The following is a 22,546-nucleotide window of genomic DNA, read 5'->3' as shown; positions in this document are numbered from 1 at the left end:
GAGGAAAAAAACAACAAATTAACCAGCGTGTTTCACTGCATCAGCAATGCGATGCGCCAAAGCCGTTACCTGAACATTATCTTCACCTTCCACCATGACACGAATCAATGGCTCAGTGCCTGACTTACGTAACAGTACCCGTCCACGACCATTTAATTCAGCTTCAACAGATTTGGTGACACTGATTACATTTTCTGATTGAAGCGGATCGTGTGAACCAGAAAAACGAACATTTACCAGCACCTGCGGCAAAAGTTTCATACCACTGCACAGATCATGCAAGCTCATATGGTTACGTACCATTGCACTCAGAATCTGAAGGCCAGCAACAATACCATCACCTGTAGTTGTTTTATCAAGCAGGATAACATGACCGGAATTTTCAGCACCTAAACGCCAGCCTTCTTCCTGCAATTTTTCTAGCACATAACGGTCACCCACCTTAGCACGCAAGAATGGGATACCAAGCTGCTTCAATGCCAACTCTAATCCCATATTACTCATCAACGTACCCACAACACCACCACGCAGTTGCCCCTGTCTCAAGGCTTCACGGGCAATAATATAAAGGATCTGATCGCCATCAACTTTCTGCCCAAAGTGGTCAACCATAATCACCCGGTCACCATCACCATCGAATGCCAGGCCAACATCTGCCTTCTCTTCTACAACACGTTGCTGCAACAACCGAACATCGGTAGCACCACATTTTTCGTTGATATTAATCCCATTCGGCTCACAGCCAATCGTCACAACATTAGCTCCTAGCTCTCTGAGTACATTTGGAGCAATGTGATAAGTCGCACCGTTAGCACAGTCAAGAACAATTTTTAATCCATTGAGACTTTGTTCGTTTGGAAATGTACCTTTACAGAATTCAATATAACGACCAGCTGCATCAACAATACGGTTTGCACGTCCTAACTCTGCGGATTCCACGCAAGTCAATGGTTTTTCCATTTCAGCTTCAATCGCTTCTTCCACATCATCCGGCAGTTTCTTACCGTCAATAGAGAAGAATTTAATACCATTATCATAATAAGGATTATGAGAAGCAGAAATAACAATTCCAGCTTCAGCACGGAAAGTACGAGTCAGATAAGCAACAGCTGGTGTTGGCATAGGACCAGTAAATGAAGCAGACAAACCAGCCGCTGCCAAACCTGCTTCTAAAGAAGACTCCAGCATATAGCCAGAAATGCGGGTATCCTTACCGATAATGATCTTACGAGAACCGTGACGGGCCAGTACCTTACCCGCAGCCCAACCGAGCTTTAACACAAAATCCGGCGTGATTGGGCTATCGCCCACTTTGCCACGGATGCCATCAGTACCAAAGTATTTGCGGTTACTCATAATTTTTTTCTTCCTTTACTGTAAATGTTTCTTCAACAATTCGCATTGCCTGAACGGTCTCTTTAACGTCATGTACCCGGATAATTTGTGCTCCTTGCATAGCGGCAATAACAGCGCAGGCCACACTACCGGCAACCCTTTCTTGTGGTGGGACATAAAGCAGTCGACCTATCATGGACTTACGTGACATTCCTGCCAACACAGGCAAACCAAATTGATGAAGTTCGTTTAAATGCGCCAGTAACTGATAATTATGCGTCAAATCTTTGCCAAAACCGAAGCCCGGATCAAGAATAAGTTTATCTCTCGCTATCCCTGCCGCCATACAACGTTCAATTTGCTCAGTAAAAAATTGTTTCACTTCACCCAACAAATTTTCATAATGTGGCGCATCCTGCATAGTCCTCGGCTGGCCTTTCATATGCATCAAACAAACAGGTAAGCCAGATTGAGCAGCACTTTCCAAAGCACCAGACTCTTGCAATGAACGAATATCGTTAATCAAATGAGCACCAGCTTTTGCCGATTCACTCATAACCAATGCTTTTGAGGTATCAACAGAAATCCAAATATTAAATCGTTGAACTAAAGCTTCAATAACCGGAATAACCCGATCTACTTCTTCCTGCTCACTGACCTCATCAGCCCCCGGACGGGTAGATTCCCCACCAACATCAATGATTGCAGCTCCTTCAAGAACCATCTTTTCAGCATGTCGTAAGGCCATATCCAAAGTATTATGAGCACCACCATCAGAAAATGAATCGGGAGTAACATTCAAAATACCCATCACTTGCGGGCGGGAGAGATCGAGAGCATTATCTCTGGCTATGAGTTTCATGTTGGTCTACCTTTAATATCAAAACCCCAGGACTTGCCTGGGGTTTAATGCATATATCTATCGGACTAAGGAACAATTACAGATCTTTATTTCCTGATTGTTCACCATCTTGTACCGACGTATTGATATCTTCAGTTGGTTTTGCAGCCTGTGGCGATGGCGTATTGCTTGCTGGTCGGCCGTTATTGTTGCTACCGTTACCATTTTCCCATCCTGCCGGCGGGCGCACATTCGTACGATTCATTAAATCATCGATCTGAGGTGCATCAATAGTTTCGTACTTCATCAATGCATCTTTCATCGAATGCAGAATATCAAGGTTATCCATCAGGATATGACGGGCACGCTGATAGTTATGGTCGATAATTGCCTTAACTTCCTGATCGATCAGACGAGCAGTTTCATCAGACATATGTTTAGCTTTCGCAACTGAACGCCCGAGGAACACTTCTCCTTCTTCCTCCGCATAGAGCAATGGGCCGAGTTTTTCCGAGAAACCCCACTGCGTTACCATGTTACGGGCGATCGATGTTGCAACCTTGATATCGTTAGATGCGCCAGTAGAAACACTGTCTGGACCATAAATAATCTCTTCTGCCAGACGGCCTCCGTATAAAGTTGAGATCTGGCTTTCCAGTTTCTGCCGGCTAGCGCTGATCTGATCCCCTTCCGGCAGGAAGAAAGTCACCCCCAAAGCGCGACCACGAGGAATAATGGTAACTTTATGAACAGGATCATGCTCAGGAACCAAACGACCAATAATGGCATGGCCTGCTTCATGATAAGCAGTTGATTCTTTTTGCTCTTCCGTCATCACCATGGAACGGCGCTCCGCGCCCATCATGATTTTGTCTTTCGCTTTTTCGAATTCAACCATAGAAACCACCCGTCTGTTGCCACGGGCAGCAAACAAAGCAGCTTCATTCACCAAATTCGCCAAATCAGCACCAGAGAAGCCCGGAGTACCGCGCGCAATGACAGAAGCATCAACATCAGTATCCAAAGGAACCCGGCGCATATGAACTTTCAGAATCTGCTCACGACCACGTACGTCTGGCAGACCGACAACAACCTGGCGGTCAAAACGCCCAGGGCGCAGTAACGCCGGATCAAGTACGTCAGGGCGGTTAGTTGCGGCAATGACAATAATACCTTCGTTACCTTCAAAACCATCCATCTCAACCAGCATCTGGTTCAACGTCTGCTCACGTTCATCGTGACCACCACCCAAACCGGCACCACGCTGGCGGCCTACTGCATCAATCTCATCAATAAAAATGATACAAGGTGCCGCTTTCTTCGCCTGTTCGAACATATCACGAACACGGGATGCGCCAACACCAACAAACATTTCAACAAAGTCAGAGCCGGAAATAGTAAAAAATGGCACTTTTGCCTCACCGGCAATTGCTTTTGCTAACAAAGTCTTACCAGTACCTGGAGGCCCGACCATCAGAATACCTTTTGGGATTTTTCCACCCAATTTCTGGAAGCGGCCTGGCTCACGCAGATATTCCACCAGTTCACCGACTTCTTCTTTCGCTTCGTCGCAACCAGCAACATCAGCAAAAGTGGTTTTAATCTGATCTTCTGTCAGCATACGGGCTTTGCTTTTACCAAAAGACATTGCCCCTTTGCCGCCACCGCCCTGCATCTGACGCATAAAGAAAATCCAGACCCCGATAAGCAGTAACATCGGGAACCAAGAAATGAAAATAGAAGTCAGCAGGCTGGGTTCTTCCGGCGGTTCACCAACCACTTTCACGTTCTTATTCAGTAACGTATCAAGTAGTTTTTCATCCTGTATTGGTAGGTAAGTGGTGTATCTGCTGTTATCTTTCTTACTAACATTAATTTCACGACCTGTGATACGAACTTCGCGCACCTGATCCTGGGCTAACTCATTGATGAAGGTAGAGTAATCCACCCTACGACTATTGGAATCGCTGGGACCAAAACTCTGGAATAACGACATCAGCACAACTGCGATAACTAACCAGAGAATCAGGTTTTTCGCCATGTCACTCAAGGGATTAACCTCATATTACAACTGTGTTAACAAATAGCATTCAGGGTACTATAGTTTCCGCCCTGTCGCTACAATGTATACTTCACGCGATCGTGCCCGCGAAGCGTCTGGCTTACGAATTTTCACGTTCGTAAACAGGGAGCGAATTTCCCTCAGGTATTCATCAAAGCCCTCTCCCTGAAACACTTTGACAATGAAACTCCCCCCGGGGGCCAGCACATCACGACACATATCCAACGCCAATTCAACCAGATACATGGATCGAGGAATATCGACCGCAGGTGTTCCGCTCATATTGGGTGCCATATCCGACATGACAACCTGGACTTTGTTATCACCAACTCGCTCAAGCAATGTTTTCAATACAAGTTCATCACGAAAATCGCCCTGAAGGAAATCGACTCCGACAATTGGGTCCATCGGTAAAAGATCACAGGCAATCACCCGCCCATTCTCATTAATTTGACTCACTGCATACTGAGACCATCCACCAGGGGCGGCGCCTAAATCGACAACGGTCATGCCGGGCTTAAAAATTTTGTCACTTTGTTGAATTTCATCAAGTTTAAACCAAGCGCGAGAGCGAAGCCCTTTTTTCTGTGCCTGAAGAACATATTTATCACTAAAGTGTTCTTGTAACCAGCGGCTGGAGCTTGCCGAACGTTTTTTATTGGCCATTGTCCTTTCCAACTATACTAATAAAGAGCCAGATATCTATTGCTCCGCACACCAAAACCACAACACACTATTTATGGTGATAGATATGAGATGGCGGTAGAATGTCCCGTTTTCAATCCTAACTAAGCAAAAAAACAATGACTCTTAACAAAAAACAAGTGCAACACCTGAAAAGTCTCGCTCATCCGTTAAAACCTGTCGTCATGATTGGTAACAACGGTCTGACTGAGGGTGTGTTGGCTGAAATTGAACAAACGCTGGCACACCATGAGCTTATCAAAGTCAAAATCGCAGGCGAAGATCGTGAAATCAAAAATTTGATCGCCGATGCAATTGTCCGCGAAACTGGTGCACATAATGTGCAAATTATCGGAAAAATACTGGTTCTTTACCGCCAATCGGAAGAACGAAGAATTATTTTACCTAAATAATCAAACCACATTTATATAAAAATGCCATGCGCATGATTATGGTAAAAAAGGCCATATCCGGCCTTTTTTACCTTCTCTACGATTTTTGTGTAACTTTACCTAATAGGAATCAGTAGCAACAGGCTGATTCGGAAGTTTAAATATATTCAACTTTCAGGATTTCATATTCAACTTCACCGCCTGGTGTTTTGATAATAACAACATCATCAGCTTCTTTACCAATCAGACCACGAGCAATCGGTGAATTCACTGAGATTAAATTTTCTTTAATATCAGCTTCATCATCACCCACAATCCGGTAAGTCTGCTCTTCATCCGTATTTAAATTCAAAGCTGTAACTGTAGCGCCAAAAATAACGCGCCCAGTCTTAGGCATTTTTGTGACATCAATCACTTGTGCATTAGAAAGCTTAGCTTCGATTTCCTGAATACGGCCTTCGCAGAAACCTTGCTGTTCACGAGCTGCATGATATTCAGCGTTTTCTTTCAGATCACCATGTTCACGCGCTTCAGCAATGTCTGAGATAATTTTTGGACGGCGTACGTTCTTTAAATAATCTAACTCTTCGCGCAACTTATCCGCGCCACGTACCGTCATTGGAATCTGTTTCATTTATTAATCCTCTAAATCTTTCCTGAGCAAAAAACAAGCATCATCCTGATGTTTTCAGATAACAGCACAATGAGCACGCCTTGTCGGGCGGGCTTCCAGACAATAAACAATAATGTGAACCACCGGGCCACCCAGAGTTCACTATCATATTCTACATATTAATATATCATTCTAACGTAGACTTGATGATGGGTCATCGTTTACTTTCCCCTACGTTGCGCCTTAGTATTGTGGTATGTCCACATCCATATGCGAAATTTATGTCCTTCTTTAAAATTGCCAGCAAATTAGTTTGCGTTACCTGTCTGTATTTGGCTACCCCCAACGCAAATGCCACACCTGTTGAGGAATATACGCAATATCTGCCTGATGGCACTAATCTTGCGTTAATCGCTCAGAAAGTTGGCGCCAGTACCCCGGTAATTGATTATCACGGGCAGCAAATGGCTCTGCCAGCAAGTACTCTGAAAATTGTCACAGCGCTTGCAGCATTGTTACAACTGGGAAAAGACTATCGCTTTATTACCACATTGGAAAGTCATGGCAAAATTTCAAACGGTATTTTAAAAGGGAATTTGATCGCTCGTTTTGTCGGAGATCCAACGCTGAGCCGTCAACAACTTCGCAATATGGTTACAGTTTTAAACCAATCTGGTGTGAAAAAAATTGACGGGGATCTTTTAATTGATGTTTCTGCTTTTGCCAGCCACGATAAAGCTCCCGGTTGGGTATGGAATGACATGACCCAATGTTTTAGTGCGCCACCTGCTGCCGCAATCGTAGATAGAAACTGTTTTTCCGTTTCATTGTATAGCGCAACACGTCCCGGTGATACTGCGTTCATCCGTGTCGCATCCTTTTATCCAGTGAATATGTTTAGTGAAGTTAAAACATTGGCAAAAGGTTCTCCTGAAAGCCAGTACTGTGAATTAGATGTCGTACCTGGAGAACTCAATCGTTTTACACTTACCGGATGTCTTACTCAACGCAGCGAACCATTACCACTGGCTTTCGCTATTCAGAACGGAACCAGCTATGCGGGGGCAATTCTAAAAAACGAACTGCAACTTGCTGGAATTGAGATCACAGGTAACCTCAAACGCCAAAGCTTACCAACTGAACCGGGTAAAGTTCTGGCTCAGAATCAATCAGTACCATTACATGATCTGCTGAAAGTAATGCTGAAAAAATCTGACAATATGATCGCAGATACCGTATTCAGGACAATAGGCCGACAGCACTTTGATATACCAGGAACCTGGCGTTCAGGCTCTGATGCGGTACGGCAAGTATTGAAACAAAAAGCAGGTATCGATCTGGGAAATACCGTGATGGTAGATGGCTCAGGATTATCCCGCCATAATCTGATTACCCCAGCAACCATGATGGAAGTATTACAGTTTATTGCTCAACATGATCAAGAATTAGATTTCATTTCCATGCTGCCATTAGCAGGTCATGACGGTACTCTAAGATACCGGGGAGGATTAGATGAAGCAGGAGTAAACGGAAAAGTTTCAGCTAAAACCGGTGCCCTGCAAGGAGTGTATAATTTGGCTGGCTTTATAACTACTGTCAGCGGTCAGCGAGTTGCCTTCGTGCAATTTATTTCTGCTTATGCTGTACCGCCAAAAGATCATCGCAACCGCCGGGTTCCTTTGATGCGGTTCGAAAGCAGATTGTATAAAGATTTATACCAACACAACTAATAAAATTGGCGCCACAAATAGGTGGCGCCCTTAGCTATTAATGAAAGATCAGGAGAATCAGCGTTTATAAATAACCTCAACGCCTTCATCGTCATCTTCGTCCCAATCGTCATCCCAGTCATCGTCTGCTTCCGAAACCTGTTCCAGTTGCTCTTTATGGTAATCATCCCACATGAATTCAACTTTTTCAGGCTGAACTTCATCTCCTGTTGTACTCATATTACGAGGTTTGGTTTTCATAAACTCCATAATATCCCAACAAAGCTCTTTAACACCCAGACGATTTATCGCTGAGATCATGTAAAAATCACCTTCCCAACCTAATTCATCAACGATAGCTTGCACGCGCTGTTTAACTTCTTCTGGCTCTAACAGATCAACTTTATTGAATACTAACCAGCGTGGTTTTTCTGCCAATTTTTCGCTGTATTGCTGTAGCTCATTGACAATAATCCGGGCATTTTCGACAGGATCTGATTCATCAACAGGACAAATATCAATTAAATGCAACAGCACCCGGCAACGTTCCAAATGTTTCAAGAAACGAATACCCAAGCCAGCACCGTCGGAAGCACCTTCAATAAGACCCGGAATATCAGCGACCACGAAACTCTGCTCGTTATCCATCCTTACAACACCCAAGCTGGGTACCAGAGTTGTGAATGGATAATCTGCAACTTTTGGTTTAGCAGCAGAAACAGCACGGATAAATGTAGATTTCCCTGCATTTGGCATCCCCAGCATACCAACATCTGCCAACAACATCAGTTCCAGCATCAATTCGCGGGTTTCACCTGAAGTCCCCATTGTTTTTTGACGAGGAGCCCGGTTAACAGAAGATTTAAAGCGGGTATTACCCAGTCCATGAAATCCACCTTTCGCTACCATCAGACGCTGTTCATGACGAGTCATGTCGCCCAGAATTTCACCGGTTGCCACATCACGGACACGCGTACCAACAGGCACTTTAATCGTAGTATCCTGACCACGCTTGCCTGTACAATCACGGCTCTGACCATTTTGCCCACGTTCCGCCCGGAAAGACTTTTCAAAACGATAGTCAATCAGTGTGTTGAGATTTTCATCTGCCAGCAGATAAACATCCCCACCATCCCCACCGTCACCACCGTCTGGCCCACCTTTCGGAATATATTTTTCACGACGGAAGCTGACACAACCATTGCCACCATCCCCCGCAACAACCAGTATTCTGGCTTCATCTACAAATTTCATATTTTTCTCCGTATGATAGCCACTATAGTGCTGGACGGCTGTTTTACCCAGAGATGGCGTATTCAGAATAATAAAAAGCCCCGCAACGCATTGCAGGGCTTCTGATTCGGTTTATAACTCGAAAAACTTATTCAGCTTCAATGCTGATAAATTTGCGGTTTTTCGGGCCCTTAACTTCGAACTTCACTTTCCCGTCAGCTAATGCGAACAGGGTGTGGTCACGACCACAACCAACGTTACTGCCAGCATGGAATTTAGTGCCACGTTGACGAACAATGATGCTGCCTGCTAATACAGACTCGCCACCAAAACGTTTTACACCCAGACGTTTGCTTTCAGAATCGCGGCCATTACGAGTTGAGCCGCCAGCCTTTTTGTGTGCCATTAATCTGCTCTCCTAAATCTTAAGCGATGCCAGTGATTTTAACATCAGTGAACCACTGACGGTGGCCTTGCTGCTTACGGCTGTGTTTACGACGACGAAACTTAACGATTTTAATTTTCTCGCCACGACCATGGGCAACCACTTCAGCTTTGACTTTAACACCTTCGACTACAGGAGCGCCGATTTTGATGTCATCACCATTAGCGACCATCAGAACCTGGTCAAACTCAACAGTTTCACCTGTTGCGATGTCCAGCTTTTCCAAGCGAATTGTTTGACCTTCGCTGACTCGGTGTTGTTTACCACCACTTTGGAAAACCGCGTACATATAAACTCCGCTTTCCGCACGCCCCCTAAATATCATTCCAGAGCGCGCTATAAATATTCATAATAGGGCGCGAATTCTACGCAAAAAAGCCTAAGAAGACAAGAGCAGAATTAGAGCAGATGATAAAAAAACACAGTTTCTGAATTGTCATTTATTTGAACTGTTTTTCGAGTACAATCAAGACACAGCGATAACTATTATAATGTTAATATGAACATTGCTCTGCATTAGAACCCATAGCCGAAAAAACATGAATCTAGAATCTATTATCAAGCTAACCGCTGATGATATGGCAGCGGTAAATGAAGCCATTCTTAGCCAGTTGAATTCTGATGTTACTCTTATAAATCAACTGGGTTACTACATAATCAGTAGCGGTGGAAAGCGCATCCGCCCAATCATTGCCATTCTCGCTGGCAGAGCATTAGGTTGTCAGGGTGATAAGCATATTACTGTCGCTGCTTTAATTGAATTTATCCACACAGCGACCTTGTTACATGATGATGTTGTGGATGAATCGGATATGCGACGTGGCAAAGCCACAGCCAATGCCACTTTTGGTAACGCGGCCAGTGTACTGGTTGGCGATTTTATATATACACGCTCGTTTCAGATGATGACAACTCTTAACTCTATGCGGGTTCTTAAACTGATGTCAGAAGCAACCAATATTATCGCTGAAGGCGAGGTTTTACAGTTAATGAACTGCAATGACCCAGATATCACTGAAGACGATTATATGCACGTGATTTACAGTAAAACAGCGCGGCTGTTTGAAGTTGCCGCACACTCCTCTGCGATCCTTTCCAACGCAACACCGGAACAAGAAGCTGCTTTACAAGATTACGGACGTTATTTAGGCACTGCATTCCAGCTAATTGATGATTTACTGGACTATGATGCTGATAGTAACACACTAGGCAAAAACACCGGTGATGACCTCAATGAAGGTAAACCAACATTACCATTGCTGCACGCAATGAATCATGGTAATCCGGAACAATCAGCACTTATTCGTGAAGCAATTGAAAAAGGTAATGGCCGCCATTTACTCGAAACCGTACTGACAACAATGAAACAGTGCGGTTCGCTGGAATATACCCGTAAGCGAGCAGAAGAAGAAGCTGATAAAGCCATTGCTGCTTTACAGGTACTGGGAAACTCCCCATACAAGCAAGCACTTGTGGGGTTAGCGCATATCGCCGTACAACGCCTCTCTTAATTGATAGCAGCAAAACCTGGGGTTAATCTGCCTCCAGGTTTTGCTCTACGTCTTCAACATCAATATAGCTAATAAGTTTTGCCAACCCTTCCCGAAGAATGAATTTCACAATTTTTTCCCGCTCAACTTTAGTCAGTTGATAGTAAGCTTCAACCCAGATTAAGAATGGGTCCTGCCGTTTGTTTGCGTAATCAACTGTGTTTTCCCCTACGGATAACATATTGAGTACATCCTCAGGCAAACTATTTATATGATATTCAAGAGCCTTGCCCTGAACACCCAGTTTACGTCTATATTCCCATCCTTCCCGCCTTGCCATCAGATTTATTCCCTGCGGCGAAGAAGGAAGTCCGGCAATACCAACCAGCTCTTTAGCTGAGTACCATTCTTTTTTCATACTTTTCTTCTCACTTTGCACCGGGATAATGAAGAAGAAGCCAAGTTAACTGGCATTTTTAATTTCCAAAAAAAAGTTAAATAACAGAAAGTTTTTCCAAAAAACTTCTGATACCATCTCGTAAAATCATGGCTGTCACAGCCTGTTTCTCAGATTCTGACAACTGGTGGAAAGCTCCAACCCAAATCGATAAAGGATCTTGCTTTTGCACCTGATACTCAGAAGATGATTCATGAAGCTCCAGTGCTGCAATGGTCGTCTCTGGAAAACAGGAATAGTGATATTCGACTGCTTTGCCTTGTACTCCTTGCCTTTTCTGACATAACCACTCCTCGCGTTTTGCTCTGGCATTAACTCCTTGTGGTGATCCAGGTAACTCACCCACGCCGATCAATTCCTTGGCCGAAAACCACTCTTTTTTCATCACGTTTCTCTATTTTTGTAACCAAGTTCAAAAAAGAAGTTTTTAAGAAAAAATTTGGAAATATTTTTAGAAAAATAATGCTATTTTATTTCTCAATAACAGGTTTCAGTTCGTTATTGCTCTCATGCAGACCTGTTATTTATACCACTAACATAGCATCAAATTTAATAAAAAAAGGATTAAAAATGATTTCAAGGAAATCTGATTGGCATCCTGCAGACATAATTGCAGCTTTACGCAAGCGGGGAACAACCTTAGCTGAAGTATCACGCAAAGCGGGACTGAGCTCATCTACACTCGCTAATGCACTGTCCCGCCCATGGCCAAAAGGAGAATGGATAATTGCGAATTATCTGGAGATACACCCTTCAGAGATTTGGCCAAGTCGTTATTTTGATCCAAATACCGGAGAATTATTAGAAAGGAAAATACGCGAACAAACAAATAATTAGCTAACGAATTATATTCGTTAAATAAAAACCGCCGGTAATTCGTTGTACCAGCGGTTTTTATTGTTTCATAGGCATATATTTTATATTTATAAAATATATTAATTAGTTATTAATGAATTTTTCACCTAATTCTATATCTTTTCTCAATACGTCCAGCATGCCTTCCAGTGCTTTTTGTTCAAAATCACTCAATTTGCCAATTTCCAGACGCTCTTCTACGCCATTTTTACCCAAACGAACCGGCTGAGCGAAGAAACGCGCATATTTGCCATCACCTTCAACATAGGCACATTCCACAACATTGCTTTCGCCTTGTAAGCCACAGACCAAAGAAAGACCCAGACGAGCCGCAGCTTGTCCCATAGACAGAGTTGCAGATCCACCACCAGCCTTAGCTTCAACAACCTCAGTACCTGCATTCTGAATACGTTGAGTTAAAGCTGCCAATTCTTCATCAGTAAAGCTCACACCAGGGATTTGGGACAACAGAGGCAGAATAGTCACACCAGAGTGACCACCGATAACCGGTACTTCGATTTCCTGAGGTTTTTTACCTTTCAATTCAGCAACAAAAGTATTGGAGCGGATAATATCCAGGGTTGTTACACCAAATAGGCGGTTTTTATCATATACACCCGCTTTTCTCAGCACTTCAGCCGCAATAGCTACAGTTGTGTTGACTGGGTTAGTAATAATCCCAATCAGTGCCTTCGGACACGTTTTAGCCACTTGTTCTACCAGGTTACGAACGATACCGGCGTTAACATTAAACAGATCTGAACGATCCATACCTGGTTTACGGGCAACACCAGCAGAAATCAATACAACGTCCGCTCCTTCCAACGCTGGCGTTGCATCTTCACCAGCAAAGCCCTTAATTCTCACATCCGTTGGAATATGGCTCAAATCAGCAGCCACCCCAGGTGTCACTGGAGCGATATCATATAAAGAGAGTTCTGAACCTGAAGGAAGCTGGGTTTTTAGTAGAAGAGCAAGAGCCTGACCAATACCACCGGCTGCACCGAGAACTGCAACTTTCATCCTGATACTCCTTAAATCGTTTATACTTTAAAATGCTATGAATTCATCTGGTTATAAACCATAGATTACTACGTTCTTGAAAACAATCTGTTAACAGCCAAATTGTGGACTTACGCTCTAACCGTGGGACATAAAAATCGCCATATTCTAGGCAAAATGCTTATCTGTTAATGAGATAATGGGCACTATTTTGATAATTACCTTATGATTTTATGAAATAATCTGCTAAATACCTTACACCCAACGACAATACCAAACAACATCATTTGATTAACAATATATTTACCTGATAACCAGTCCCAAAAAGCAAATTCTCATATTCATATTTTGTGACTTTCTATATAGCATAAGCCTAATTCATGCTTTCAAAATGGTTATAAAATCATTTTTATTGCATAAAAATTCATTTATATGCATAATATAATCTTCATAGCTGATTGAATATGGTGAAATATGCGTACTCCCTCTAAACAGGAAGAGTTAGTAAAAGCTTTCAAAGCATTATTGAAAGAAGAAAAATTTAGCTCTCAAGGAGAAATCGTCACTGCCTTGCTGGAAGAAGGTTTTGAGAATATTAATCAATCCAAAGTCTCCAGAATGCTGACTAAATTTGGTGCTGTTCGCACCCGTAATGCCAAAATGGAAATGGTCTACTGCCTTCCTGCTGAGCTTGGCGTCCCTACTGCCACTAGCCCGCTAAAAAATTTGGTACTGGATGTTGATCACAACCATTCAATTGTTGTAATTCGCACAAGCCCTGGTGCTGCTCAGCTTATTGCTCGTCTGTTGGATTCCCTTGGTAAAGCAGAAGGTATACTTGGCAGTATCGCGGGTGACGATACTATTTTCATCACACTTGCCAGAGGTTTCACAGCAGAACAGCTACGTGAAAAAATTCTTGAATTGTTCGAACAAGAACTTTAAATGAATCGCGCCATGCTGGCGCGATTCATTTTCCTGCCGCCACCCTTAGGGTTGATAAGTTTTTTTATTCAGTTCAGATAGGAGTTTCTCATGAATACCACTAAACCCGCCATTACTCATAACCAAAATATGATCGCCTCTCTGTGCCTTATCAACAATCATATGCACCAGCGAATCAATGTCAGCACTCCAATACGCCGGCTGAACACAGCGATCTGCAATTTCTGATACATGCCATTTAATATTAGCTGGCTGAAATAAGAACACTTCATCAGCACGCCCCAGCGCTGGCGCAATCTCATTCTTACTTACACCCATTCTCATGGTATTTGAACGCGGTTCTAACACTGTAATAATACGAGCAGTTCCACCAACCTTACTACGCAGAGCTTCCAGTGTTGCCAAAATTGCTGTCGGGTGATGCGCAAAATCATCATAAACGGTGATGCCATTCTCCTCACCACGTAGTTCAAGGCGACGACGGGCATTAATAAAATCGCGCAAAGCACGACAGGCATCGGCTGGCTGGACACCAACATGATGTGCAGCTGCAATCGCAATCAACCCATTACGCATATTATGTTCACCAACCAGTGACCAATTCACTTCTCCAACAATTTCACCACCATAAAACACCCGATAATCACTGCTGTCTGTACTTATCTTTTTTGCCTGCCAGCGACCAGTTTCACCCACCAATTCCAATTCACTCCAGCAACCCATAGATAAGACATGTTTCAGATTAATATCGTTATCTGGCACAAAAATCTTGCCACTAGCCGGAATGATCCTGACAAGATGATGAAACTGTCTCTGAATAGCAGCCAGATCGCCGAAAATGTCTCCATGATCAAATTCCAGATTATTCATGATCAGCGTACGTGGGCTGTAATGCACAAACTTAGATCGTTTATCAAAGAAAGCACTGTCATATTCATCGGCTTCTATCACGAAAAATGGGCTTTCTCCGATCTGAGCTGATGTTGCAAAATTCCCAGGAACACCACCGATCAAGAAACCCGGTTTATAGCCACAAATTTCCAGAATCCAAGCCAACATGCCGGCTGTTGTTGTTTTGCCATGCGTCCCTGCAACCGCCAAAACCCAACGCTCCGGCAAGACATAATCATGTAGCCATTGAGGGCCAGAGGTATAAGGAAGCCCGCGCTCCAGCACGGCTTCTACACAAGGATTTCCACGGCTCATAACATTACCGATGATGACCATATCTGGCACAGGATCCAATTGTGCCGGGTCATATCCCTGAATCAGGCTAATCCCATGTTTTTCTAGTAAGGTACTCATTGGTGGATAAACATTGGTATCTGAGCCGGTTACCTCATGGCCGAGAGAACGTGCCAAAATTGCCAGTCCACCCATAAAAGTACCGCAGATACCAAGAATATGAATACGCATTGATTTCCCATTCCATAGCATGAAGTTAGCCACTATTCTAACCATCAAAAGCAAGATAAGAAATGGAATAGCCTATGAATCATCCCTTTCTTTGGCTAAACTGCCCGCGTAAGAGTGCAATGGACATTCTAAAACCACTATCAAATCACATTCAGGACTTTCGTCATGAAAACATTAGGCGAATTCATCGTCGAAAAGCAGCAAGATTTTTCTCATGCCACGGGTGAACTCACCGCATTGCTTTCCGCTATTAAGCTTGGAGCAAAAATCATTCACCGTGATATCAACAAAGCCGGTTTAGTGGATATTTTAGGGGCCAGCGGGGCATCCAATATCCAAGGCGAAGTACAGATGAAACTGGACCTGTATGCTAATGAAAAACTCAAAGCAGCACTGAAAGCACGCGGTGAAGTTGCCGGTATCGCTTCCGAGGAGGAAGACGACATCGTTATTTTCGAAGGCGACCGCGCTGAAAATGCAAAATATGTTGTTTTGATGGACCCATTGGATGGTTCTTCAAATATTGATGTAAACGTTTCCGTTGGTACTATCTTCTCTATCTACCGCCGTATTACCCCAATCGGCGAGCCAGTGACTGAAAAAGATTTCCTGCAACCAGGTCATCGCCAAGTCGCCGCCGGATATGTTGTCTACGGTTCTTCAACTATGTTGGTTTATACCACTGGCTGTGGTGTACATGCCTTTACTTATGATCCTTCACTCGGCGTATTCTGCCTTTCTCATGAGAAAGTCCAGTTTCCCCCCAAAGGCAATATGTATTCCATCAACGAAGGGAATTACATCAAATTCCCTATGGGAGTGAAGAAATACATTAAATATTGCCAGGAACAGGATGAGGAGACTCAGCGTCCTTACACCACACGTTATATCGGCTCGTTGGTTGCTGATTTCCACCGCAACCTGCTGAAAGGCGGAATCTACATTTACCCAAGTACCGCCAGCCATCCATCAGGAAAATTGCGTCTGCTGTATGAATGTAACCCAATGGCATTCCTGGCCGAACAGGCCGGCGGTAAAGCCAGTGATGGCGCCAACCGCATTCTGGATATCATCCCATCCAAACTGCATCAGCGCGTACCTTTCTTTGTTGGCAGTAAATCAATGGTAGAGAAAGCCGAAAGTTTTATGGCTGAATTCCCGGATGAGTAATTTCATTTATTAATGACTACTTAAGAGGCGAAACTTCCCGCCTCTTTAACATTGCCGTCAAATAATGACTTTATTATTGCTATCCTCTTTTTCCATTGATCTACCATTTCCATAGAAAAACGAGAAAAATATCAAATATCTTATAAGATCAATGTATTACATTATGCGATCGCCATATTTTTTATATACCATTAACATGGCTACTAGCACGAGAGCAACTATCGATACTATCACAGGTATCGTAAAGTAGCTTTCAAATGCAATTGAATTGATACTGAATGTCACTATACTGAGGCTTAAGCTCATGATCATTGCACCATAAATAAGAAATGAAGATGAAATAAAATTACCACTTGGATTTTCGCCTTTAATAAATCTAACAAATGCAATATGTGCCGCACCAAACGTAATACCATGTAACATTGCTGATATAAATATGATCATGAAGTTGTCTGAAGCAATCATAGCTCCCCATCGAATAATTGATGCTACTGTAGCAACCAATAATAGGGATTGATAAGATATAGATTGATTGGAAGAAAGAGCTTTAAATATACCAATTTCTGCGATAATACCAATTATGAAGATCGCCGAAATCTTTACTGAATTGAAGCCTAATCCATGAAAATACGGAGCACCAAACACATAAAAACCAGCATGTGCGCCCTGAATTAAAAAGACAATGCTAAATACATAAAGGTGTATTGGTTGAAAATTAGTTAATGAAATATCATAGTATTGATTTTTTAACACTCTCATAGTCATCGTAACACCATATATAGATACCGGCAATACAATTAGTAGTACTAAAATTTCTTTTTGATAATAAGTAAATGAGAAACTCGCAAAAATAATAGAAATAATAAAACCAAGTGAACCAAATAAACGAATCGTTTCATACTGACCACTTTTTAAATCTGAGCCAGTCAACGTTGATTCAGTTACAGGGAGACCAATCGGTAAGAAGAACGCAACAGCAATTAAACATACTATTGAGAGGTAACTGTTTGTCGATATTAATAATAAGATGCACGTTACTACTGTACCACCCGCAAGTAATATCCCAGTTCCTTTAGTACCAAAATGTTTAATCAAGTAGGGATAGAGTGTGAGCAGACCTACAGTACGTGCTAAAAATGATATGCCACTGACTATTCCTGCTATATTTGCATCTAAACCACTTTTTTCAGCAATAACAAAGTAAAAATTGAGAAAAATGGCCCACGCAAAAAAATAGGAGAAACATAGTGTTTTTAATGTATTATTCAACATATATAATTATTACCTTAAAGCCTTGTTTATTAGTCTTACAGCAATATTGCAACCATTAGGTTCTGATATCGCCGAGTGGGCACAATTTACCAGCTCTATGGTTATCCAATCAGAATACTCTAGCTTATCGATAAAGTATTTTTCATCATTGGAGAAAAACAATGATATAGGTTTAATTGGTTTTACATTCAAATAATCACGAATACGTGAACCAAAAATGCAAATAGAATTCTGAATCGGAAAATGCCTATCACCTGATATTCTCCATCCCACTGTAGCACCAATACTGAATCCAACTAGTATCACCGAAGAATCGACATATTCAAGAGCACGTCTTACTTTTTGTGTGTATTTTTCTATTGATGATACACTGTGAAAATATTCATACACTGCATCTTTATCATTTGGGATTTCGCTTTCTCTTTCGTAAGGCGAAATAAATGACACATCACCATCTAAACGTTTTGCAATTAATTCAACATGCTCTGAGATTCCGTAAATATCCGTTAAAAATACAAATTTCATATAATATCCTATTGCCCCAACAATAATACAACTGATGGGGCATAATTATTATTTTACCTTAATACTCATTGACTTAATACCATGGAAGGTTGGATTATGTGACCAATCAGGGCTTTGAATATTGTAGTTAGATTGAATATCTTTAAAGGCACCAAACAACCCTTCTAATATCACATTGAGCTCCATTTGTACAAACGCAGCACCAATACACGCATGATACCCACCACCAAACGCAACATGATTTAACTTTTCTTCTCTTTGAATATTAAACATGTCAGGATATTGGAAAGCTCGCGGATCGCGGTTTGCGGCCCCTAAAAACAGATAAACCGAGTCGTATTTTTTTATAGTTTCTCCGTGCAGTACGATATCCTTGGCTGCATGACGAGTGACATATTGAATTGGCCCCTCAAAACGCATTGATTCCATGAGTGCATTATCAAGTAGTGAGCTATCTTGTTTAAGTGCTTCCATCTGTTCAGGATGAGTAATCAGGCAATGCAACATATTTGTTAGCATAAATTGCGGAATTTTATGTCCACCGAAAATCAGATGAACAGTTTGAGCCGCTATTTCTGCATCACCTAACATCGCTCCGTCTTCAAATTTCTCAGAATTAGCCAAGCGACTGATGAGATCATTTCGAGGTATATTGCGACGAGATTTAATGGTTTCAAACAGAAAATCAAACATCTCTCTCATGCTCTTTTTAGTAATATCTGAAACTCCTTTGTCTGGTACGCTTGATACCACAAAATTTTGCATAAAATCAGCAATATCATCCGACCATTTGATGAACTTTCCTACCTCGCTTTCATCTAGACCTAACATTTTGCACAAAATCATCGCAGGTAATGGGTGTGCAATTTCCTCTACAAAGTCAATTTCTGTGCAACCACTATCTGTAATTTTTTGGATCAATGTATGTGTAATCTTAGCAATTTCAGGCTTGATAATTTCAAGCTCTTTTCTCATAAATGCTTGGTTCATGAACTTTCTAAGGCGTGTATGAACTGGTCTATCGTTGTAAATCATCCAAGTTGAAATGATGTCGATAATTTCTTTAAAGTGTTCACTTTCACCTTCTTTGAGGTTATCTAATTTTTCCTGAATAAGATGGCTAGTAATCAAATCGTTTGAACGTAATAAGCTTGATACATCCTCGTATCGAGTGATAAACCATGAATTCATTTCCTTAGAAAAATATGCCGGAGCCTCATTTCTCAAACGCTCATATACTGAGTATCTGTCGTTAAGGTATGTATCTCCATACACGCTGAACTGCTCCATTTATTACTCTCCCTTTTAGTAGTATGTTAGTGTTTGTTGCTCAGTTAACGATGAAATCAAATCAACGATATTCCGGGCCAATACACTTTCTTGCCGTCTCTGCATCAATGATTCAAATAAACAAGAGAGTATTTGCCTTGAATACTCATCTTCTTTCATTGCGTATTCGTGTTCGATTAAGAATTGCTTGCTAATTACTGCTGCACAGCGAGTGAAATCTTGGAAGGTACTGAGGTTAATATGACCTTTAGAGTTGAAGAAAAATTGGGTAAGTATTGTGGAGGCTATCTGAGTGGTACTCTGATTTATCATTTCGATGATGACTTTGCACACATCCAAATAGTCTGTCTTTCTATATGACTCCAAAAGGCTCATACTCCCTCTCTCAGTAACCATATCTTTTATGTCACTGATAGTGTACGAAATCTCATCGGCGTAATTCACGACAGCTTTTAGTTCCTCCAGATCATAATTCCTTGATAACGTCAGAAGAAAATTTTCTGATTCGTAAATTCCTTTGATTAATGGGGCATTTTGAGAACATGTGCATATTGGGATTACATGATTGTATTTAATACAAAGCGAGGAAATTAGATTTGGGAGTTCAAGATGTTGATAGGCGATTCTGACACTTTGTGCATTACTTTCAAATCCCCCATATTCAGCCATTAGCTCATTCAATACCCGCTCGCCTGAATGTCCAAAAGGAGGATGGCCAATATCATGAAGCATTCCAGCAATACGGCAAAGACCAAGCTCAAATTCATTCAGTCCACTACCAAACAGGCGAATACAACTAATTACATCATTGGTATGTTTCATCCGTGTATAGTGTGCTGCACTTCTGAAATGGTACGGGATAAACTGGGTTTTTCCTCTCAGCGAGCTATAATACCAACTCTTTGAAATACGCTCTTCAATTTCTAATAATTTCTCAATATTTTTTTCTCGAACAGCCTTATCCAGCACCAGCATCCATGTACCCTAAAATGAATCATCCTAAAAATCATCACCTATGTTAACAAATGAGAATCACAATGTAAAATCGGCGTGAATATAATGTGCATTTATAGATATTTAATTGTGATTAATCCTAACCACATAGTGTCATCATGAGATTTCCAGCCAAAGTGCAAGGCAACGGATCTGAACTGCGGCAAAAAATGAGGCACTATTTTTCGCATATCGGGTCGTTATACCACGCCAGTGTTTAAGGTAAAGGAAGGCACTTTCAACCATGATGTCGGAAATGATAGAGCTCACGATCATATTCCCGCTCTATGTTACGATTTTTTCGACAAGAAATTTGTATCTTAATCCCATGTCACCAGCTTGCGAACAATCAGCTGTAGTACCCCACTTGTAACAAGAACTCTGAGCGGCATACCATGCACATCCACGGCCAAATGTGTCTTAGTGTTGAGTCCCCTTTTGTACGTCCCATATCCTGATTACCTCCTTTAGCGCCTGCCGCATGAAGGTGAACTTTGATATGGCTGGCATCAATCACATAATATTTTCTAGAGCGGATAATTCCCCGCTTACTCCGCCCTTGATATTTAGTGCTCACCTTATTTTCAAATTAATAAACAAAGATAAGGTCGTTATGACAAGACAAGAATATATTCCCGAGTTTAAACGTAGAACCGTTGCCTTACTGCTAGAAAGCGGAAAAATCTGTTGTCCTGATGGCTCAAGAACTGGAAATTCGCCACCTTAACTGCTCCAGTACTAAAGCAACTTTAAGCCAGAAAAATGGAGAGTACTTTAAACATGTTTTGTCTATAATAGCTCCCACTCCATTTTAGTTTGAAACAAAGGAAACGTTCATGAGCCTGAACTCAGTACCAGCAGGGAAAGACCTGCCAGAAGACATCTACGTCATTATCGAAATCCCTGCGAACGCAGATCCAATCAAATATGAAGTTGATAAAGAATCCGGCGCACTGTTTGTAGACCGTTTTATGTCTAGTGCGATGTTCTATCCATGCAACTATGGTTACATCAACAATACCCTATCTCTGGATGGTGACCCAGTTGATGTTCTGGTTCCAACGCCATACCCATTGCAACCCGGTGCTGTGATCCGTTGCCGTCCGGTTGGCGTTCTGAAAATGACTGATGAATCAGGTGAAGACGCAAAACTGGTTGCGGTTCCACACACTAAACTAACCAAAGAATATGATCACATTAAGGATGTAGACGATCTGCCAGAATTGCTGCGTGCTCAGATCACTCACTTCTTTGAGCATTACAAAGATCTGGAAAAAGGTAAGTGGGTTAAAGTTGATGGTTGGGATAATGCCAAAGCGGCTAAAGCAGAAATTATCTCTTCTTTTGAACGTGCAGCTAAGAAATAATCCCTCTTTATACGCATAATTAAAAACCTCTGCGGAACATCACCGACAGAGGTTTTTTAATGTCATAATCCCTTTTTATCATGATAAAAAGGGATTTTTATTTACTCTTCTGCGTGGCGCTTTAACCAGTCACCGCTTTTTATCCGCCGTAAACCGGTTACCGGAAACTGATAAAGATATATCCATGCACTACCATATGGTGTCTGAATCAACTCCCTTACATACTCCCGAGAATTATCTTTCAAATCGTCTAATTCTGTCAGGATAGTTGAGTTGATGCGATATACCTCACATTCAATATTCCCGTCACCACGGATTACCGCAGGATAATACCCAAGGTCATACAGCTCATAACCTTCCAGCTTATGATCCCCTAACCATTGAGCATCGGTCATCCAGTGATGATTGCCCTGTTTGCGCCGTAAGCTGCCATAAACAATAATTCGCATT

24 protein-coding genes and 1 pseudogene are annotated in these 22,546 nt (G+C 42.0%); 7 read left to right on the top strand and 18 right to left on the bottom strand.

Features of this window, described 5'->3' with window-relative positions:
* Positions 1-18: 18 nt before the first annotated feature.
* The 4 genes from glmM to rlmE form a co-directional block, all read right to left on the bottom strand.
* Entirely contained in the window at positions 19-1,356 is a 1,338-nt protein-coding gene (gene glmM / locus C5470_RS00370) for a phosphoglucosamine mutase (protein WP_166285094.1), read from the bottom strand.
* Positions 1,349-2,197, bottom strand: a complete 849-nt coding sequence (gene folP, locus C5470_RS00365) for a dihydropteroate synthase (RefSeq protein WP_166285093.1) — start codon at positions 2,195-2,197, stop codon at positions 1,349-1,351. The genes glmM and folP overlap by 8 nt, the downstream gene beginning before the upstream one ends.
* 76 nt (positions 2,198-2,273) lie before the next feature.
* Positions 2,274-4,217 (bottom strand): ATP-dependent zinc metalloprotease FtsH, encoded by a 1,944-nt coding sequence (ftsH, locus tag C5470_RS00360; RefSeq protein ID WP_242687776.1) that lies wholly within the window; start codon positions 4,215-4,217, stop codon positions 2,274-2,276.
* Positions 4,218-4,274: 57 nt separating this feature from the next.
* Positions 4,275-4,904 (bottom strand): 23S rRNA (uridine(2552)-2'-O)-methyltransferase RlmE, encoded by a 630-nt coding sequence (gene rlmE, locus C5470_RS00355; RefSeq protein WP_015836112.1) that lies wholly within the window; start codon positions 4,902-4,904, stop codon positions 4,275-4,277.
* A gap of 137 nt (positions 4,905-5,041) precedes the next feature.
* On the opposite strand from rlmE, the gene yhbY reads away from it, so the two are divergent.
* The gene (gene yhbY / locus C5470_RS00350) at positions 5,042-5,335 is read left to right on the top strand and encodes a ribosome assembly RNA-binding protein YhbY (protein ID WP_166285091.1); all 294 of its coding nucleotides are present in this window, start codon (positions 5,042-5,044) and stop codon (positions 5,333-5,335) included.
* 136 nt (positions 5,336-5,471) lie between these two features.
* Here yhbY and greA read toward each other — a convergent pair whose 3' ends face one another.
* Positions 5,472-5,948 (bottom strand): transcription elongation factor GreA, encoded by a 477-nt coding sequence (gene greA, locus C5470_RS00345; RefSeq protein WP_166285090.1) that lies wholly within the window; start codon positions 5,946-5,948, stop codon positions 5,472-5,474.
* Between the two features lie 260 nt (positions 5,949-6,208).
* On the opposite strand from greA, the gene dacB reads away from it, so the two are divergent.
* Positions 6,209-7,657, top strand: a complete 1,449-nt coding sequence (dacB, locus tag C5470_RS00340) for a serine-type D-Ala-D-Ala carboxypeptidase (protein WP_166285089.1) — start codon at positions 6,209-6,211, stop codon at positions 7,655-7,657.
* A gap of 57 nt (positions 7,658-7,714) precedes the next feature.
* Here dacB and cgtA read toward each other — a convergent pair whose 3' ends face one another.
* The 3 genes from cgtA to rplU all read right to left on the bottom strand — a co-directional run bounded on the left by cgtA (position 7,715) and on the right by rplU (position 9,603).
* Entirely contained in the window at positions 7,715-8,890 is a 1,176-nt protein-coding gene (gene cgtA, locus C5470_RS00335) for an Obg family GTPase CgtA (RefSeq protein WP_166285088.1), read from the bottom strand.
* 127 nt (positions 8,891-9,017) lie between these two features.
* Positions 9,018-9,275 (bottom strand): 50S ribosomal protein L27, encoded by a 258-nt coding sequence (rpmA, locus tag C5470_RS00330; protein WP_015836118.1) that lies wholly within the window; start codon positions 9,273-9,275, stop codon positions 9,018-9,020.
* Between the two features lie 19 nt (positions 9,276-9,294).
* A complete protein-coding gene (gene rplU, locus C5470_RS00325) occupies positions 9,295-9,603 on the bottom strand; it encodes a 50S ribosomal protein L21 (protein WP_015836119.1) in 309 nt (102 codons plus the stop codon).
* A 250-nt stretch (positions 9,604-9,853) separates the two neighbouring features.
* Between rplU and ispB the strand changes: the two genes are divergently transcribed.
* The gene (ispB, locus tag C5470_RS00320) at positions 9,854-10,825 is read left to right on the top strand and encodes an octaprenyl diphosphate synthase (protein WP_166285087.1); all 972 of its coding nucleotides are present in this window, start codon (positions 9,854-9,856) and stop codon (positions 10,823-10,825) included.
* 22 nt (positions 10,826-10,847) lie between these two features.
* Here ispB and C5470_RS00315 read toward each other — a convergent pair whose 3' ends face one another.
* Positions 10,848-11,222, bottom strand: a complete 375-nt coding sequence (locus C5470_RS00315) for a DNA-binding protein (protein ID WP_166285086.1) — start codon at positions 11,220-11,222, stop codon at positions 10,848-10,850.
* 76 nt (positions 11,223-11,298) lie between these two features.
* Positions 11,299-11,646: a DNA-binding protein gene (locus C5470_RS00310; RefSeq protein ID WP_166285085.1), complete on the bottom strand. Its 348-nt coding sequence runs from the start codon at positions 11,644-11,646 to the stop codon at positions 11,299-11,301.
* A 185-nt stretch (positions 11,647-11,831) separates the two neighbouring features.
* Here C5470_RS00310 and C5470_RS00305 point away from each other — a divergent pair, with 185 nt between their 5' ends.
* Positions 11,832-12,098: a helix-turn-helix domain-containing protein gene (locus tag C5470_RS00305; RefSeq protein WP_036770439.1), complete on the top strand. Its 267-nt coding sequence runs from the start codon at positions 11,832-11,834 to the stop codon at positions 12,096-12,098.
* 102 nt (positions 12,099-12,200) lie between these two features.
* Here the strand turns inward: C5470_RS00305 and mdh are convergent, their stop codons facing one another.
* Positions 12,201-13,139 carry a malate dehydrogenase gene (gene mdh, locus C5470_RS00300; RefSeq protein ID WP_166285084.1) on the bottom strand — a complete coding sequence of 313 codons (939 nt, stop codon included), beginning with the start codon at positions 13,137-13,139 and terminating at the stop codon, positions 12,201-12,203.
* Positions 13,140-13,592: 453 nt separating this feature from the next.
* Between mdh and argR the strand changes: the two genes are divergently transcribed.
* Positions 13,593-14,063 carry a transcriptional regulator ArgR gene (argR, locus tag C5470_RS00295; protein ID WP_021323292.1) on the top strand — a complete coding sequence of 157 codons (471 nt, stop codon included), beginning with the start codon at positions 13,593-13,595 and terminating at the stop codon, positions 14,061-14,063.
* 45 nt (positions 14,064-14,108) lie between these two features.
* On the opposite strand, the gene mpl is transcribed toward argR, so the two are convergent.
* Positions 14,109-15,479, bottom strand: a complete 1,371-nt coding sequence (gene mpl, locus C5470_RS00290; RefSeq protein WP_166285366.1) for a UDP-N-acetylmuramate:L-alanyl-gamma-D-glutamyl-meso-diaminopimelate ligase — start codon at positions 15,477-15,479, stop codon at positions 14,109-14,111.
* 165 nt (positions 15,480-15,644) lie between these two features.
* Here mpl and fbp point away from each other — a divergent pair, with 165 nt between their 5' ends.
* Complete coding sequence (gene fbp, locus C5470_RS00285) at positions 15,645-16,649, top strand: class 1 fructose-bisphosphatase (protein ID WP_166285083.1); 1,005 nt, start codon at positions 15,645-15,647, stop codon at positions 16,647-16,649.
* 156 nt (positions 16,650-16,805) lie between these two features.
* On the opposite strand, the gene C5470_RS00280 is transcribed toward fbp, so the two are convergent.
* The 5 genes and pseudogenes from C5470_RS00280 to C5470_RS22590 form a co-directional block, all read right to left on the bottom strand.
* On the bottom strand, positions 16,806-17,921 hold the full coding sequence (locus tag C5470_RS00280; RefSeq protein ID WP_166285082.1) for an MFS transporter: 1,116 nt from the start codon (positions 17,919-17,921) through the stop codon (positions 16,806-16,808).
* A 9-nt stretch (positions 17,922-17,930) separates the two neighbouring features.
* On the bottom strand, positions 17,931-18,446 hold the full coding sequence (locus tag C5470_RS00275) for a hypothetical protein (protein WP_166285081.1): 516 nt from the start codon (positions 18,444-18,446) through the stop codon (positions 17,931-17,933).
* A 48-nt stretch (positions 18,447-18,494) separates the two neighbouring features.
* On the bottom strand, positions 18,495-19,736 hold the full coding sequence (locus C5470_RS00270; protein ID WP_166285080.1) for a cytochrome P450: 1,242 nt from the start codon (positions 19,734-19,736) through the stop codon (positions 18,495-18,497).
* 15 nt (positions 19,737-19,751) lie between these two features.
* Positions 19,752-20,711 (bottom strand): HD domain-containing protein, encoded by a 960-nt coding sequence (locus tag C5470_RS00265; protein ID WP_166285079.1) that lies wholly within the window; start codon positions 20,709-20,711, stop codon positions 19,752-19,754.
* A gap of 135 nt (positions 20,712-20,846) precedes the next feature.
* Positions 20,847-21,255: pseudogene (locus C5470_RS22590) on the bottom strand (transposase); the annotation flags it as partial.
* 310 nt (positions 21,256-21,565) lie between these two features.
* On the opposite strand from C5470_RS22590, the gene ppa reads away from it, so the two are divergent.
* Entirely contained in the window at positions 21,566-22,096 is a 531-nt protein-coding gene (ppa, locus tag C5470_RS00250) for an inorganic diphosphatase (RefSeq protein WP_166285077.1), read from the top strand.
* Between the two features lie 101 nt (positions 22,097-22,197).
* Here the strand turns inward: ppa and C5470_RS00245 are convergent, their stop codons facing one another.
* A complete protein-coding gene (locus C5470_RS00245; protein WP_166285076.1) occupies positions 22,198-22,545 on the bottom strand; it encodes a gamma-glutamylcyclotransferase family protein in 348 nt (115 codons plus the stop codon).
* Position 22,546: the final 1 nt, after the last annotated feature.

This window comes from Photorhabdus stackebrandtii (assembly GCF_011189495.1).
Classification (GTDB): domain Bacteria; phylum Pseudomonadota; class Gammaproteobacteria; order Enterobacterales; family Enterobacteriaceae; genus Photorhabdus; species Photorhabdus khanii.
The sequence above is the reverse complement of the archived record's forward strand: the minus strand, read 5'-3'. Positions and strand labels throughout refer to the sequence as shown.

Bases quoted from the DNA above. Each gene is read 5' to 3' on its own strand.
- C5470_RS00280 (WP_166285082.1), bottom strand. From the start codon at position 17,921: ATGTTGAATAATACATTAAAAACACTATGTTTCTCCTATTTTTTTGCG.
- C5470_RS00305 (WP_036770439.1), top strand. From the start codon at position 11,832: ATGATTTCAAGGAAATCTGATTGGCATCCTGCAGACATAATTGCAGCT.
- yhbY (WP_166285091.1), top strand. From the start codon at position 5,042: ATGACTCTTAACAAAAAACAAGTGCAACACCTGAAAAGTCTCGCTCAT.
- argR (WP_021323292.1), top strand. From the start codon at position 13,593: ATGCGTACTCCCTCTAAACAGGAAGAGTTAGTAAAAGCTTTCAAAGCA.
- C5470_RS00310 (WP_166285085.1), bottom strand. From the start codon at position 11,646: ATGAAAAAAGAGTGGTTTTCGGCCAAGGAATTGATCGGCGTGGGTGAG.
- dacB (WP_166285089.1), top strand. From the start codon at position 6,209: ATGTCCTTCTTTAAAATTGCCAGCAAATTAGTTTGCGTTACCTGTCTG.
- ftsH (WP_242687776.1), bottom strand. From the start codon at position 4,217: ATGGCGAAAAACCTGATTCTCTGGTTAGTTATCGCAGTTGTGCTGATG.
- folP (WP_166285093.1), bottom strand. From the start codon at position 2,197: ATGAAACTCATAGCCAGAGATAATGCTCTCGATCTCTCCCGCCCGCAA.
- mpl (WP_166285366.1), bottom strand. From the start codon at position 15,479: ATGCGTATTCATATTCTTGGTATCTGCGGTACTTTTATGGGTGGACTG.
- C5470_RS00265 (WP_166285079.1), bottom strand. From the start codon at position 20,711: ATGCTGGTGCTGGATAAGGCTGTTCGAGAAAAAAATATTGAGAAATTA.
- C5470_RS00315 (WP_166285086.1), bottom strand. From the start codon at position 11,222: ATGAAAAAAGAATGGTACTCAGCTAAAGAGCTGGTTGGTATTGCCGGA.
- rplU (WP_015836119.1), bottom strand. From the start codon at position 9,603: ATGTACGCGGTTTTCCAAAGTGGTGGTAAACAACACCGAGTCAGCGAA.
- glmM (WP_166285094.1), bottom strand. From the start codon at position 1,356: ATGAGTAACCGCAAATACTTTGGTACTGATGGCATCCGTGGCAAAGTG.
- rpmA (WP_015836118.1), bottom strand. From the start codon at position 9,275: ATGGCACACAAAAAGGCTGGCGGCTCAACTCGTAATGGCCGCGATTCT.
- ispB (WP_166285087.1), top strand. From the start codon at position 9,854: ATGAATCTAGAATCTATTATCAAGCTAACCGCTGATGATATGGCAGCG.
- C5470_RS00270 (WP_166285080.1), bottom strand. From the start codon at position 19,736: ATGGAGCAGTTCAGCGTGTATGGAGATACATACCTTAACGACAGATAC.
- greA (WP_166285090.1), bottom strand. From the start codon at position 5,948: ATGAAACAGATTCCAATGACGGTACGTGGCGCGGATAAGTTGCGCGAA.
- mdh (WP_166285084.1), bottom strand. From the start codon at position 13,139: ATGAAAGTTGCAGTTCTCGGTGCAGCCGGTGGTATTGGTCAGGCTCTT.
- ppa (WP_166285077.1), top strand. From the start codon at position 21,566: ATGAGCCTGAACTCAGTACCAGCAGGGAAAGACCTGCCAGAAGACATC.
- cgtA (WP_166285088.1), bottom strand. From the start codon at position 8,890: ATGAAATTTGTAGATGAAGCCAGAATACTGGTTGTTGCGGGGGATGGT.
- rlmE (WP_015836112.1), bottom strand. From the start codon at position 4,904: ATGGCCAATAAAAAACGTTCGGCAAGCTCCAGCCGCTGGTTACAAGAA.
- C5470_RS00275 (WP_166285081.1), bottom strand. From the start codon at position 18,446: ATGAAATTTGTATTTTTAACGGATATTTACGGAATCTCAGAGCATGTT.
- fbp (WP_166285083.1), top strand. From the start codon at position 15,645: ATGAAAACATTAGGCGAATTCATCGTCGAAAAGCAGCAAGATTTTTCT.
- C5470_RS00245 (WP_166285076.1), bottom strand. From the start codon at position 22,545: ATGCGAATTATTGTTTATGGCAGCTTACGGCGCAAACAGGGCAATCAT.